Source organism: Phytobacter cepae (assembly GCF_054165735.1).
This window is the reverse complement of record NZ_CM135107.1, coordinates 2968029-2981152: the sequence shown is the minus strand read 5'-3', so window position 1 is coordinate 2981152 and position 13124 is coordinate 2968029. Positions and strand designations below refer to the sequence as shown.

18 protein-coding genes are annotated in these 13124 nt (G+C 54.0%); all 18 read left to right on the top strand.

The features are described 5' to 3' along the window. The 18 genes from ACUY4Q_RS13945 to ACUY4Q_RS13860 all read left to right on the top strand — a co-directional run bounded on the left by ACUY4Q_RS13945 (position 1) and on the right by ACUY4Q_RS13860 (position 13117). A complete protein-coding gene (locus tag ACUY4Q_RS13945; RefSeq protein ID WP_458043347.1) occupies positions 1-1113 on the top strand; it encodes a phage minor head protein in 1113 nt (370 codons plus the stop codon). Between the two features lie 132 nt (positions 1114-1245). Further along, entirely contained in the window at positions 1246-1431 is a 186-nt protein-coding gene (locus tag ACUY4Q_RS13940; protein WP_458043346.1) for a hypothetical protein, read from the top strand. Between the two features lie 136 nt (positions 1432-1567). Beyond that, complete coding sequence (locus ACUY4Q_RS13935; RefSeq protein WP_458043345.1) at positions 1568-2320, top strand: DUF6651 domain-containing protein; 753 nt, start codon at positions 1568-1570, stop codon at positions 2318-2320. Positions 2321-2339: 19 nt separating this feature from the next. Then, positions 2340-3476, top strand: a complete 1137-nt coding sequence (locus tag ACUY4Q_RS13930; RefSeq protein WP_458043344.1) for a major capsid protein — start codon at positions 2340-2342, stop codon at positions 3474-3476. Positions 3477-3515: 39 nt separating this feature from the next. After that, entirely contained in the window at positions 3516-3809 is a 294-nt protein-coding gene (locus ACUY4Q_RS13925; protein ID WP_458043343.1) for a hypothetical protein, read from the top strand. A 2-nt stretch (positions 3810-3811) separates the two neighbouring features. Beyond that, the gene (locus ACUY4Q_RS13920; protein ID WP_458043342.1) at positions 3812-4294 is read left to right on the top strand and encodes a DnaT-like ssDNA-binding protein; all 483 of its coding nucleotides are present in this window, start codon (positions 3812-3814) and stop codon (positions 4292-4294) included. A gap of 1 nt (position 4295) precedes the next feature. Continuing rightward, positions 4296-4649 carry a hypothetical protein gene (locus ACUY4Q_RS13915; protein ID WP_458043341.1) on the top strand — a complete coding sequence of 118 codons (354 nt, stop codon included), beginning with the start codon at positions 4296-4298 and terminating at the stop codon, positions 4647-4649. 2 nt (positions 4650-4651) lie between these two features. Then, on the top strand, positions 4652-5251 hold the full coding sequence (locus tag ACUY4Q_RS13910) for a hypothetical protein (protein ID WP_458043340.1): 600 nt from the start codon (positions 4652-4654) through the stop codon (positions 5249-5251). Positions 5252-5258: 7 nt separating this feature from the next. Next, entirely contained in the window at positions 5259-5657 is a 399-nt protein-coding gene (locus ACUY4Q_RS13905) for a DUF4128 domain-containing protein (protein WP_458043339.1), read from the top strand. A 46-nt stretch (positions 5658-5703) separates the two neighbouring features. Continuing rightward, entirely contained in the window at positions 5704-6636 is a 933-nt protein-coding gene (locus tag ACUY4Q_RS13900; RefSeq protein ID WP_458043338.1) for a phage tail tube protein, read from the top strand. Between the two features lie 46 nt (positions 6637-6682). After that, positions 6683-7021, top strand: a complete 339-nt coding sequence (locus ACUY4Q_RS13895) for a phage tail assembly chaperone (protein ID WP_458043337.1) — start codon at positions 6683-6685, stop codon at positions 7019-7021. A 17-nt stretch (positions 7022-7038) separates the two neighbouring features. After that, the gene (locus tag ACUY4Q_RS13890; protein WP_458043336.1) at positions 7039-7326 is read left to right on the top strand and encodes a DUF1799 domain-containing protein; all 288 of its coding nucleotides are present in this window, start codon (positions 7039-7041) and stop codon (positions 7324-7326) included. Next, positions 7326-10136, top strand: coding sequence for a phage tail tape measure protein (locus tag ACUY4Q_RS13885; protein ID WP_458043335.1), 2811 nt, complete (start codon positions 7326-7328; stop codon positions 10134-10136). The genes ACUY4Q_RS13890 and ACUY4Q_RS13885 overlap by 1 nt, the downstream gene beginning before the upstream one ends. A gap of 106 nt (positions 10137-10242) precedes the next feature. Beyond that, positions 10243-10590, top strand: a complete 348-nt coding sequence (locus ACUY4Q_RS13880) for a hypothetical protein (protein ID WP_458043334.1) — start codon at positions 10243-10245, stop codon at positions 10588-10590. A 66-nt stretch (positions 10591-10656) separates the two neighbouring features. After that, positions 10657-11007 carry a phage tail protein gene (locus ACUY4Q_RS13875; RefSeq protein WP_458043333.1) on the top strand — a complete coding sequence of 117 codons (351 nt, stop codon included), beginning with the start codon at positions 10657-10659 and terminating at the stop codon, positions 11005-11007. A gap of 8 nt (positions 11008-11015) precedes the next feature. Further along, positions 11016-11789, top strand: coding sequence for a phage minor tail protein L (locus ACUY4Q_RS13870; RefSeq protein ID WP_458043332.1), 774 nt, complete (start codon positions 11016-11018; stop codon positions 11787-11789). 12 nt (positions 11790-11801) lie between these two features. Further along, entirely contained in the window at positions 11802-12533 is a 732-nt protein-coding gene (locus tag ACUY4Q_RS13865) for a C40 family peptidase (protein ID WP_458043331.1), read from the top strand. Next, positions 12521-13117, top strand: a complete 597-nt coding sequence (locus ACUY4Q_RS13860; RefSeq protein WP_458043330.1) for a tail assembly protein — start codon at positions 12521-12523, stop codon at positions 13115-13117. Before ACUY4Q_RS13865 ends, ACUY4Q_RS13860 begins: the two co-directional genes overlap by 13 nt. The last annotated feature ends 7 nt before the right edge of the window (positions 13118-13124 follow it).

The window sequence follows — 13124 nt, the reverse complement described above, 5'->3', positions numbered from 1 at the left end:
ATGGCGCGTTCCGTTAATGACCGGCTGCAGGACGAGACGATAGCCCATGGCCTGTATGTGTCCCGTTATGGTACTGGCGTTGCACGGCGCATGATATCGCTTCTGAATAAGATGGATGCTGACCTTGCCGCAAAACTGCTGGTGCTGCTGGACGGCAAACGAGCGGATACCTACAGCGCCCGCCGCCTGGCATCGCTGCTGGCTGGTGTGCGCGAACTGAACCAACAGGCCTATGAGCCGATTAACGATGCGCTGGCGCGGGAGCTGATGCGCTATGTTGAGTATGAGGCCGGATACCAGTTGGACCTGTTCAGCAGCATCATTCCGAAGCAGATCGTCAAGCATGTGCCGCTGCAGAGTATCGCACCTGAGCAGGTCTACGCCGCAGCAGTGGCGCAGCCGTTCCAGGGGCGTCTGCTGAAGGAGTGGGGCCAGAAGCTTGAGGCTGACCGGCTGGACAAAATCACCAACGCTGTCCGCTCTGGGTTCCTCCAGGGTGAAACGGTAGAGCAGATTGTCCGGCGTGTAGCCGGCACACCAAAACTCAACCGTGAAGACGGGGCGATCAACGCATCCCGGCGCGACCTGGCTGTAGTGACGCGTACAGCGGTGAATCATATGGCCGCCACTGCACGTCAGGAGTTCGCCCAGGCTAACAGTGATATCGTGAAGGCCAAACAGTGGTCCTCAACGCTGGACACCCATACGAGCCAATGGTGCATCATCCGTGACCGCAAACTTTACTCGCTCGACGGCAAGCCGCTGGGGCATCAGATTCCGTATCTGCGCGGACCCGGTAAAATCCATTTCTGCTGTCGCTCGTGCGAAATTCTGGTTACGAAATCGTGGGAAGAGCTAAAGATTCCCTCCGACGAGCTGAGTAGCGCCACACGTGCCTCAATGGACGGGCAAGTGCCAGCGCAAACCAGCTATGCCGACTGGCTCGCCCGGCAGCCATACGCCCGGCAGGAACAGGTGCTGGGCGTGACAAGGGCACTGATGTTGCGTGATGGAAAAATCACTGTACCTGAGATGTTTAACGACCGTGGAGAGTATCTCACCCTTGAGCAACTAACACGTGAATCGAGTCCTGGAGGCGAAAATCCTAGATAGTGCTTATGATAAAGGCTGGTGGCGTGCATTAAGCGCCTATTCAGCAGAGTCGCCCAGGGAACTGTTTGCCAAGATAGTTTCAGCATTCGTGAATGGCGACAAGCGAAACATTTTCGACCCAGAGATACTAGATTGGCTGAGAATAAATTCCCGTACCTGACAAAAGCATTTGAACTGGCCCACGCTGAACCGCTGCCCGATGACATTGTCGAGCAACTTGATGCTATCTGTAAGGAAGCTGGAGAAATCACACCAGAGGGCAGAATGATTGGGGTCCTGATCGGCTCTATTTACACCAAGCTGCACAGCAAAGAATAACGCTCATTTCTGATACGAAAAATCCAATTAAGGCTGCCTCCGGGCAGCTTTTTTTATGCCTGCCGCTGAGCGGATGCGACGCGGCGCCCGGGTCGGATGACCCATTATCAATGGCCGGAAGGCTGGAGCAAAAACAATGAAACTCAAACTTGATGCTAACGGCAATGTGGTCGTTGAAAACGGTATGCCTGTCTATGTCCATGATGACGGCAAAGAAATCCCGTTCGACGCGGTCGCAGCGATGACCAAAATCACTTCTCTGAACGGTGAGGCCAAAACCCATCGTGAAGCGAAGGAAGCGGCGGAAGCCAGTCTCGCGAAATTCGCTGGCATCACCGACCCGACCAAAGCGGTCGAGGCCCTGGAAATGATGACCAAAATCGACCAGAAGAAGCTGATCGACGCAGGCGCAGTTGACCAGGTGAAGGCCGAGATCACCAAGGTATTCCAGCAGCAGCTGGACGAAGCGAACGGCAAGACCAAGCAGCTCGAAACCCAGCTCTACGACGAGATGATCGGCGGCCGCTTCGGTGGCTCTAAGTTCATTTCCGAGAAGATGGCGATTCCGGCTGAGTTCGTGCGTTCCCACTTCGGGCAAAACTTCAAAATCGAAGACGGCAAGGTCGTGGCTTACGACGGGCAGGGCAATAAGGTGTTCTCCCGTACCAAACCCGGCGAACTGGCTGGCTTCGATGAAGCGCTGGAATCTCTGGTCGAGTTGCATCCGCAGAAAGACTACATCCTCAAAGCGTCCGGCAACAGCGGCGGCGGTTCACATCAGTCGCAGCATCAGGCCGGGCAAAAAACCATGAAACGCGGTGCGTTCGACGCTCTGGATGGCGCAGGCAAGCAGGCTGCCCTGAGCGACGGCGTCAGCATCGTCGATTAAACGAAAGGATATTTAGTATATGAGCAACACGCTTACTGGGTTAATTCCTACTCTCTACACCGCACTGAACCGCGTATCCCGCGAGCAGGTGGGCTTTATCCCTGCCGTGGCGCGCAATGCAAAAGCTGATGCTGCGGCCAAAGACCAGACCGTCACCGCGCCGGTAGCACCGAAAACTACCACCGTTGATATCACCCCGGCGGCAACCGCGCCAAACGATGGCGATCAAAACATCGGTACCGTGGATGTCAAAATCACCAAATCCAAAATGGCCCCGGTCAAATGGAACGGTGAAGAACAACTGGCGATCGGTCCGTCAGGTAACTACGACGTCATTTTGGCTGACCAGTTTTCTCAGGCTTTCCGCGCGTTAAGCAATGAAATGGATGCCGACCTGGCGGCGCTGTATTACAAATCCTCTCGCGCTGTCGGTGCGCCGAAAGATACACCGTTCAGCATTAAAGACGATCTGTCTGATGCAGCACTGGCCCGCCAGATTCTGGTGGATAATGGTGCCCCAACTACCGACCTGCGCATGGTGCTTGGCGGCGAAGCGATGGCCTCAATTCGTGGTAAGCAGTCCGTGCTGTTCAAGGCGAATGAAGCCGGTACCGACCAACTCCTGCGTGAAGGCATCATCGGTCGCGTGATGGGCTTTAACCTGCACGAATCCGCCAACATCAAGCGCACTGCGAAAAGCACTGCGGCGGGCTTTAAGGTCAACGGCGCGAAGAAAGAGGGCGACATCATTGTTGCTATCTCTGCTGGCACTGGCGGTGTTGCTGCCGGGACCGCAGTGAAGTTCGATGGCGATGACAACAAGTACATCGTCGTAGCGGCAACCTCTTCCACTATCACCATCGGCGCGCCGGGCCTGCGTCAGGATCTTGCAGACCAGGCAGCCGTTACTGTGCTGAGCGAGTTCGCGCCAAACATGGCATTCGATCGCAACGCATTCCTGCTGGCGTGCCGTACTCCGGCAATGCCAAAAGGCGGTGACACTGCCGACGACGTCATGAACGTGACTGACCCTCAATCCGGTATCACCTTCCAGATCGCACTGTATCGCCAGTACCGTCAGGTGCGCTATGAGGTCGGTGTAGCGTGGGGTGTTGCATCCGTTCAGCCTGAGCATTCCACCATCATCATGGGTTAACCACAGGGGCTTCGGCCCCTTTGTTTTTCAGGAGGCCCAATGGCCGGATTAACCAGAGAACAGCGCGCGCAGCGTGAGGCTAAAAAGCTTGCGGCGCAGAACGGCGCTGAACATGCTCCTGCCCAGCAGGAACAGCAGCAGGAACAGCAGCAGGAACAGCAGCAGGAACAGCAGCAGGAACAGCAGCAGGAACAGCAGCAGGAACAGCAGGGAGTTGTGCTGGTGGTCATGGTGCGTGATACCCCGGAGTTCCCCGGCGGCCCGCTGAGCGCTGAGGTTCACCCTGACGAGGTTGACAACTGGCTGGCGCTGGACTGGCGACTGGAGGAATAACCATGCTGGTTGCCGATCCCCATTCACCTAATTTCAACAGCTACGCCAGCGTGATTGACCTGCGCGCATTCGCGGCGGGGCGCAGATATACCGTTCCTGCCGACGATGAAGAGTGTGAGACGTTGCTGATGCAGGCGATGGACTTTCTGGAAGGGAAAATATGGCGAGGGCAGCGCTCCAGCGCATCGCAGCCGCTGTCATGGCCGCGTTCGGGCGTGCGCTTCGATGGTGTTGACCTGCCGGATGACGCCATCCCTCAACGTCTGGTTGATGCGCAATGTCGCCTGGCTATCGAGTCGCAGGAGATTGACCTCACGCCTTCGGTTGCTGGTGGTGGCGCGGTGGTTATGGAGCGTGTTGAGGGTGCGGTAACGGTCCAGTATGAGCCGGGCACGAATAAGGCGGCACCGTCATTCCCCTGGTTCTACTCCTCATTGCGCGGGCTGGTGGTGGGCGGCAATCAGATCCGCATTAATAGGGGGTGATATGGCAATCGACTACCGACGCATGCGAAACACCGCGACCCGGTTGCTGACCGAGAACGGGAAGGCCTATCCGCTTACCCGCGGTGGCGGCACTACCCGCGATCAGTTCGGTAAAGAGTTAACGACTCCGGCAATCACTTCGACCGTCACTGGCGTTATCACCGAGTATTCCTCCCGTGAAATCGATGGCTCCCTGATTGCCACTGGTGATAAGAAACTCGCGGCCACGTTTGAAACTGAAGTGCGTATTGATGACCGCATCGAAATCGACGGCAAAAGATGGCGTGTGGTTCAGCCGAACCCGGTTAAACCTGCCGGTGTGCTGATCTCTTATAACATCCAACTAAGGGCATGATCATGGGTAGCAGTGCGAATCAACCCTTTCTGGCTGCCATTAAGTTGTTCGTTGATGGCTCTAAAGAGGAAATGGATGACGTTATCAGGCGAACGGGTATCAAAATCCTGGGACGGCTGGTGGATATGTCCCCGGTTGGCCAGCCTGATATTTGGGAGGTTAACCAGACTGCATCAGCCTATAACACCGCTGTTCGCGAGCATAATGCGACTCTGCGCGAGGATCCGTCAAACCTGACAAAGGCAGGACGGCTTAAGCGTGGCCTGCGTGTCAACGACTCGATGGATATCAAAAAGCCTGAGGGGTATGTCGGCGGGCGCTTCAGGAACAACTGGTACGTGGGCTTTGACAGCCGGCCAACCCAATCCAACGATACACCTGACGCTTCAGGCCAGGGCTCAAACTCCCGTGGCCTCGCAGTGCTTGAGGTGTTCAGAGTAGGACAGGTCAGCTCGATTTTCTTTACCAACAACCTGCCATATGCGCCGGCGCTGGAAAACGGTCATTCAAATCAGGCGCCAGGCGGTATGGTCGGACTGACAGCACTTGACGCGGCACAACTATTCCGTGAAGCAATGAGCGAGGTGCGCAATGGCCGGTGACCAGACAATGCGGATTGCTGATCTGCTGGAAGGTCGTGTAGCGGCTATTTGCTCCTCGATTGGGCTGCCAGTTACCTGGCCAAACATCGTCTTCGCTCCCCCTGATAATGCCCCTTATGGACGCGTTTATGTCTTACCGGCGCAAACTGTAGGGCAGGACCTGGAAGGTCAGTTGTGTACGTACCAGGGTATTCTGCAGCTCAATATCATCGCGCCAGCAGGTAGCGGTGTAACTCAGGCGAGAGGGTTGGTTAAGTCTGTCGCTGACGCCTTCCCGGAAGGGTTACCGCTGGTTGATGGTGACCTGACGGTTTATATAAACGGGCCGCCGCAGGTGCGCCAGCCAATTCAGAACGATATCGATATTACACATCCCGTCAGCATGCAGTACCGCGCTGATTACTGACCCGCCGCCCGGCGGGTTTTTTATTATCTAAATTCAGGAGAGTGCTATGGCATTCGCTATCCCCAACGGCTCACGTGTGAATGTGGCCAGGGCCTATCTGACTCCAGTTGTTTTCACTGCAGCATCGAATGCAACGGAGTGTGAGCTCACTGTTGCCTCAGCCGCAGGCATTCTGGCGGGAGATGTTGTCCAGGTGAATTCTGGCTGGCTCAAGCTCGACAACATGGTGTTGCGGGTCAAATCGGTTACCACCACAAAAGTGGTGCTGGAAGCGTTCGATACTACGGACACCAGGAAATTCCCGACGGGCACTGGCGCAGGTACGCTACGTAAAATTGATTCGTGGATCACCATGCCTCAGGTTATGACACTGTCCACCGAGGGCGGTGACCAGCAGACTATCAGCGTCCAGTTCATGGAGGATGATAAGGCCCGAACTATCCCAACATTTAAGAACGCCGTTGTTCAGGTTTATACCTTCGCGCATGACCCGCAACTGGCTATCTATAAGCGTCTGATTGACCTGGACGATTCTAGTGATACCACTGCTGTATGGTTTAACAATCCGCGTGGTAAGGCCGACCGCTTCTATTCCGCCAAGGTGTCATTCCAGCGCGTGCCTAAAACCGAAATCAACGCAGTGGAAAGCAACGAAGCGCGCATGAACTTCGAATCTGACATGCAGATTTACCCGATCGCCGACTCATCCGCTACCCCTCTTGCTTTCCTGACTAACCTTCCAGCGACCAAAAGTGTTGCTGCAGGTTCTTCTTTGGATCTGGCAGTGGTTATGCAGGGCGGCTCCGCCCCTTATACCTATGTGTGGAAAAAAGGCGGAACTGCTATTCCGGGCAAAACGGCTTCAACGTTCAACATCCCTTCGGTTGTATCCGGCGATGCCGGTTCTTACACCTGCGAGGTCACCGACGCCGCAGGTAAGACCCTGACCTCATCTGGTTGCACGATCACCGTCAGCTAATTAACTGGCCCGGTTCGCCGGGCTTTCTTTTCTCTGAGGAACCAAAATGACCCAATTTTCCCTGATCCCGGACCCCACTTTTTCCACCACTGCAAGCATCCCTCGTGCCGGCGCTGAAGACGGCAAACTGTCCTTCACCTTCCGCCATAAAACGCTGGAGGAGTTGCGCGCCATGGATGAGCAACTGCAGAAAAAAGCAGGTGATAAAAAGAGTGTCATCGAGCCGCAGGCCGACTACCTGATGGAGATTGTCGAAGACTGGGCGCTGCCTGACGAGTTCAACCGGGATAACGTGATCGTCCTTCTGCAGAACTATCCGCGCGCATTCGATAGCATCGGCCTGGCCTACACCAAAGAGCTGGTGGCGATCCGCGAAAAAAACTAAGGCAGGTCGCTGCAGCGTTGTACACGCCCGGACCAACTCTCGCGGAGTTAGCTGCTTTTGGTTTGACGCCTGAGGATGTGGAAGAAGAGGTGGGGATCCTGCCGTCAGCCTGGCATGCGTTCACCATCTTTTCTGCCCTGGCGACACAATGGCGCGTGGGCGCGAGCGGGGCTACTGGCCTTGATTACAACGTTCTCCCCTGGATGTTCAAATTGCACGGGGTAGAGGATGCGGCGGCCTGCATGGCTGATATTCAAATAATGGAAAGTGAAGCTCTCAAAGTGATGCATAAGGAGACGAGCTAATGACAGATCAAATCGCCTCGATTACTTTGCGGGCCGATGTTTCAGACCTTAAAACAGCCAGTAACGAACTCGATAAATTGAACGAGGCCGCAACGGGCGCAGTTGCGGGTGCTGATGCCCTGGCTGAAGCCGCGAAGCGGGTTAAGCCGTCCGCTCGTGAGGGGGCGGAAGGCATACGGGAACAACGCGAAGCCCTCAAAGGCTTGCTGGAAAATATCGACCCGGTCACCAAAGCCCTGAACCGACTCGATGAGCAGCAGGATGCGCTGCGCAATTTCCAGACCAGAGGTTTTCTGGATACCGACACCTTCCAGGCCTATAACAAGATTCTCGACGATACCCGTCTGAAGCTGACGGACACCGGCGAGGCTGCCGCGCGCGCTCAAACCGAACTGGCGGCAACGCAGGCCGCCGAAAAACAGTCGGCGTCACTAAAGAACCTGCTCAGCTCAATCGACCCTACGATTCGAGCATTCAATTCACTGGATGAGCAGCATTCACAACTGGTGGCACATTTCGAAGCCGGGCGTATTAACGGGGCTCAGTTCGAACACTTCAATGACATCCTTAATCAGACGCGTCAGCGCCTCTCCAGCGTCGCCGATGTGATTCCCGAAGCGCTGACAAAGCAACAGATTGCGGCGCAGAAGGCTGGTATTTCCCTGGGGCAGTACAGCGCAGCAATGCGCATGCTCCCGGCGCAGTTAACCGACATTGCGACACAGCTGGCAGGCGGCCAGTCTCCGTTCCTGATCCTTCTCCAGCAGGGCGGCCAGATTAAAGATTCGTTCGGCGGCGTTGGTAATACTTTCAAAGTTTTCCTGTCTTATTTAAACCCCATAAACGCGGCACTTGGTCTGTCAGCGCTAGCATTGGGTGGGTTGGCTGTTGCTGTGTATAAGGCACGGCAGGAGATTGATGAAGCATTAAAAATAGCGGCATCGTCTCTCGGTGCCAGTGGTGATGCTGCAGAACGGCTCGCTCTCAACATGGTCGCCATTTCTGATAAAACAGGTAAGACGATTGATGATGTCAGCAAGATGTTCATCACTACCAATGATGGTGCAAGCGAATCAATCAAAAAACTGATTGATGTCGGCTTTAGCTATGATGAGGCGAGGAAAGAGGTTGAGAAGTACAAAAGCACGGGCAATTTCACCTCACTGAATGCTGAGATTGACGTGCACCGACGGGAAATCCTTAAGATCGGTGACGCATGGTCAGAAGCCGCTATCAAGGAGAAGAACAGGTATACCGGTTCAAACCTTGGTAAGCAGAACGTCGCGCTTGGCGGTGGTATTGACTACGGGCTTAAATTCATCGCGCAGGGTATTGACCTGCAAAAAACGATGAATCAACTGACAATTGACGGTAACAAAGCAGTTGCAGACTCAGTTGACTGGATCAATAAAGCGTGGGAATCATCCGATCGTGTTGCTGGAGCGGAGGCCAGATTAAAAGAGGCTCATGAACAGTCGCGAAAAATTGCGTTTTCTGGCGATAGAGAGGCAATAGCAAACGCTCAGCAGCTTATTGTGTTACGCCAGCGTGAGGTTGATGAGGCAAAAAAACAGCGGGATAAAAAACCAAAAACCCCCGCAGTTAAAGTCGATGCTGACGACCGCACCATCGAGAACTACCAGTCCCAGTCCCGAACACTGACTGAGACCCTGGAAACCCTTCGAAAGACTGGTGATGTACACGCGAAAAACTCAGAGCTGAGTAAGCAACAATCTCGCTTCGCCGAACTTGACGAGGCATCAAAAACTCGTGCACTGACAACTCAGGAAAAGTCGCTTCTCTCGAGCCGGGATGCCATCCTCAACGCCGCAAAAGTTGTGGATCAGAAAAATAAAGAAGTTGAAGCCCAGCAGAAAATTAACGGGCTGGCATTGCAGGCCAATAAGTACGTTACGCAGATGTCGGAAAAAACAGCTGCTTTACGTGATGGTGCAGGTCTTAGCAGTCGCCAGACACAGCGATTGATGGAAGAGGCTCAGCTCAAACAGGGATGGCTTAATGGCGGGGGCAAAACTGGAGATGCTGGGTATGAAAAGGAATTAAAAGCCCTTCGAAATTATTACGCTGAAGAAGACAGGCTGCGCGGCGACTGGAAGGCTGGCGCATTAAGCGGTTGGAATGAATATCTTGAAGCCGCCACCAACACTTACGACTCCGTGAAGAACGTTGCGGGCTCAGCGCTAAATGGCCTATCTGGCATGTTGACCGACCTGATGATGACCGGCAAAGCATCGATAAAGGAGTTCGGTATGTCGATGCTGAAGATGATAGCAGAGGTGGTTAACCGGTTGCTGGTGGCCTATGCGGTTCAGGCGGCGATGGGGTGGATAAGTGGTTCGGCAAAAACTAACCCTCAAGGCGGTGGTATCGGCAGTCCCGATTTTCAAGGCCCCATCCGTAATGCTAAAGGCGGAGTCTATGACTCTCCAGGCCTCAGTAAGTATGTGAACGGTGTCTATGACTCTCCGCAATACTTCTCCTTCCAGGGCGCGTCGAAGTTTGCTAAAGGCGGTGTTTTTGCTGAGGCTGGTGCTGAGGCGATAATGCCGCTGACGCGTGACTCCGCGGGGCGATTGGGGGTCAGGGCGCAGGGCGGGGGTGGTACGGCTCCTCAGGTTAATATTGATATTTACGTTGATAATAAAGGTAATGCAACTTCGACTTCATCTGGAGACGGCAGCGCTGCAGCAAGGGCGCTAGGGAGTGAAATTGAGGCCAAGGTTACTGAGATTCTGAGAAGAGCAGCCCGCAGTGATGGCCTTCTCGGTCGGCAATTTCAGTCAAAATAAAACCCTGCCTATACCTTTCTGAGATAGCAATATCACTTACGCCTAGTTACACCATTGCATCCCTTGGTTATCATGCGCTAAACCATCCTTATCAAGGGAGAAGATTGTGCGCATAGAATGGGCTTTAGTTTTTCTATTAATTTTTGGAGTGAGTGGATGCAAAAACTTAACCGATTTGAGGAGTAAGGATCCTGACTTAACACTCTCATCAAGCAAATCGACACAAGTAGTATCTGAATGTTTGCTATTCGGATGGCAGTCTAAAAAACTCTTGGATGGCAGCACTATAAATACGTTCATGCAGCCTTACCCTGGGGGCAATACTGTCTATACCGAAAATTACACCGCCGCCGCTGATGTTGTGAAATATGATGGCGGCACACAGATAAGACTATACCTGCGAAGCTGGTACATAAGAGATAGTTTTGCAAAAATAGCAAAAGCTTGCATTTAAAAATCAAGCCCGCTCCCGGGCGTCAATCAATACCCAGCTTCGGCTGGGTTTTTTTATGGAGCAAATATGGCCGTTGATACTTACAAGTGGCGCTCGCAACTTGGAGCGGGCGCTATTGAATACAGTCAGACTATACGATCAGCTCAGTTTGGCGATGGCTATGAACAGGTTGCTGACAATGGTATTAACTCAACTGCAATTAAGATCCCGATGAAACACACTGGCATCGAAACGGAAGTTAACGCCGTTCGTGATTTCCTTCTGGCCCATACAGTAAAAGCTTTCATCATTACTCCACCGGGCGAAGCTAAAGGTCTTTATCGGGTAGTTGCAGATTCTGTTCAAAAAAACCAGATAAGCAGCAAATTTGCAGAGCTGACATTCACCCTTAAGCGCGCCTATGGCGTCTATGCGTGAGGTGACTCATGGTTGCTCTGATTGATACGGCGGCCTCACTTTCCCCCGGTGGTCGCGTACGACTTATTGAGGTTGATGCGAGCGAGTTTGCTGGTGGCATTCACCGTTTCCATTATGCGCCTTTTCCTCATACCCCAACTGAAATTGATGCGGCTAAAGGCGACGAGAACAAACTGGGACCCAAACCAATTATCTGGGGTGGGAAAACTTTCGATTTCTGGCCGTACCAGGTTACAGGTCTGGCCATGTCCACTGACCAGGCCGCCGAACCAACGCTGAGCGTTTCCAACCTGGACGGGCACATCACGGCGCTCTGCCTTCAGTTTAAGGACATGGTGAATGCAAAGGTTAGCGTTATTGACACCTACTCCATTTATCTGGATCCAGTGAACTTCCCCGGGGGCGTTAATTCCACCGCCGATTCGTCTATGTTTACTCTCCAGACCTTCTGGCTCGATACGAAAACGGCTGAAGACGATGAGATCGTGACGTGGTCACTGAGTAGTCCTGCGGATTTACAAAGCCTCGTGATTCCAACCCGGCAAATCACTTCATTATGCGAATGGGCACTGCGCGGACAATATCGCAGCGGTGACGGCTGCACCTACAACGGTACGGCGTATTTCGATGCGAAGGGTAATGCAGTCGCAGACCCGGCGCTGGATGTGTGCGGCGGCTGCCTCAATGACTGCCGTAAGCGGTTTGGTGCCGGACTGGCAGAACCTAACGCCGCAAACCTCGATTTTGGTGGCTTCCCGGCAACTGTTCTCTTCTCCCGATAACCGGATATACCAATGAATAAAACTATTATGGCGGCGATCCGCGTGCATGCGCTGGAGGAGTGCCCGCGCGAGTGCTGTGGCTTCGTCATCCAGTCGGGGCGGCGTCAGCGTTACATTCCGGTTCCGAACACCCACGAAAACCCGACAGAACATTTCCGCATTGACGGCGCGCACTGGGCGGATGCTGAGGATGTCGGAACGATTGTTCGCGTCATCCACTCCCATCCGGGCGATGGGGCGCGACCTATTCCTTCAGACCTCGATCGCCAGCAGTGCAATAACTCCGGCGTGGTCTGGGGCATCTACGCGCCGGACTGCGATGAGTATGCAGAGATAGCACCTGATGTCACCCCATTAGTTGGCCGCCCGTTCATCCTCGGTTCGCACGACTGCTGGGGGCTGATCATGGACTGGCACGCCACCCAGGGCGTGACACTTAACGATTTCCGTGTGGATTATCCATGGTGGGAGAGCCAGTACCCGGACAACCTGTATTTCGAGAACTGGGAGCGTGAGGGGTTTATCGAATGCGACCCGGCGCCGGGCTGCATGGTCATCATGCAGGTTGAGTCTGATAAGTGGAACCATGCGGGGATCATCACCGAAGAAGGCGAGCTTCTTCACCACTTGTACGGGCAGCCATCCTGTATTACGCCCTACGCCCGGGGTTATTTCAAAGACCGGACGATGATATGCGTCCGCCACAAGAACCTGCCTCAGGAGATTAAGCTATGGCGCGGTTAACCACTATTCGTTTTTATGGCGCACTGGGAGCGCGGTTCGGGCGCGTTCACAGACTGGCTGTTCAGACATCAGCAGAAGCGGTGAAGGCTTTGTGCATCAACCTTGATGGGCTGGAAGCCTACCTGATGAATGCCAAAAATAACGGAATGACATTCGCGGTGTTTCGCGGAAAGCGAAATATCGGCGTTGAAGATTTCAAAGACCTGAGTGGCGATAGCGACATCCGTATTGCTCCTGTGATGGAGGGTGCTAAAAAGGCGGGCATGTTCCAGACGATTATGGGAGCGGTAATGATTGTGGCGGGCCTTGCTTTGGGGCCGGTTGGATGGGGGGTAATAGGGGCAACCATGGCTACCGGATTAATTGTTGGCGGTATCAGTTCTATGGCGGGGGGAATTTATCAGATGCTTTCACCTCAACCTAAAGGATTACAGATGCGCCAGGATGCCGACAACAAACCTTCTTATGCCTTCGGTGGCGCTGTTAACACGATGGCAATGGGCAACCCCGTAGCTCTGCTTTATGGCGAGCGTGAGATTGGCGGCGCGATTATCAGCGCGGGAATTGTCGCTGAAGACATCTGACGCAACT

Coding starts and splice junctions, on each gene's coding strand:
- ACUY4Q_RS13915 (WP_458043341.1), top strand. CDS start 4,296: ATGGCAATCGACTACCGACGCATGCGAAACACCGCGACCCGGTTGCTG.
- ACUY4Q_RS13885 (WP_458043335.1), top strand. CDS start 7,326: ATGACAGATCAAATCGCCTCGATTACTTTGCGGGCCGATGTTTCAGAC.
- ACUY4Q_RS13945 (WP_458043347.1), top strand. CDS start 1: ATGGCGCGTTCCGTTAATGACCGGCTGCAGGACGAGACGATAGCCCAT.
- ACUY4Q_RS13865 (WP_458043331.1), top strand. CDS start 11,802: ATGAATAAAACTATTATGGCGGCGATCCGCGTGCATGCGCTGGAGGAG.
- ACUY4Q_RS13895 (WP_458043337.1), top strand. CDS start 6,683: ATGACCCAATTTTCCCTGATCCCGGACCCCACTTTTTCCACCACTGCA.
- ACUY4Q_RS13860 (WP_458043330.1), top strand. CDS start 12,521: ATGGCGCGGTTAACCACTATTCGTTTTTATGGCGCACTGGGAGCGCGG.
- ACUY4Q_RS13925 (WP_458043343.1), top strand. CDS start 3,516: ATGGCCGGATTAACCAGAGAACAGCGCGCGCAGCGTGAGGCTAAAAAG.
- ACUY4Q_RS13935 (WP_458043345.1), top strand. CDS start 1,568: ATGAAACTCAAACTTGATGCTAACGGCAATGTGGTCGTTGAAAACGGT.
- ACUY4Q_RS13930 (WP_458043344.1), top strand. CDS start 2,340: ATGAGCAACACGCTTACTGGGTTAATTCCTACTCTCTACACCGCACTG.
- ACUY4Q_RS13900 (WP_458043338.1), top strand. CDS start 5,704: ATGGCATTCGCTATCCCCAACGGCTCACGTGTGAATGTGGCCAGGGCC.
- ACUY4Q_RS13875 (WP_458043333.1), top strand. CDS start 10,657: ATGGCCGTTGATACTTACAAGTGGCGCTCGCAACTTGGAGCGGGCGCT.
- ACUY4Q_RS13910 (WP_458043340.1), top strand. CDS start 4,652: ATGGGTAGCAGTGCGAATCAACCCTTTCTGGCTGCCATTAAGTTGTTC.
- ACUY4Q_RS13870 (WP_458043332.1), top strand. CDS start 11,016: ATGGTTGCTCTGATTGATACGGCGGCCTCACTTTCCCCCGGTGGTCGC.
- ACUY4Q_RS13920 (WP_458043342.1), top strand. CDS start 3,812: ATGCTGGTTGCCGATCCCCATTCACCTAATTTCAACAGCTACGCCAGC.
- ACUY4Q_RS13905 (WP_458043339.1), top strand. CDS start 5,259: ATGCGGATTGCTGATCTGCTGGAAGGTCGTGTAGCGGCTATTTGCTCC.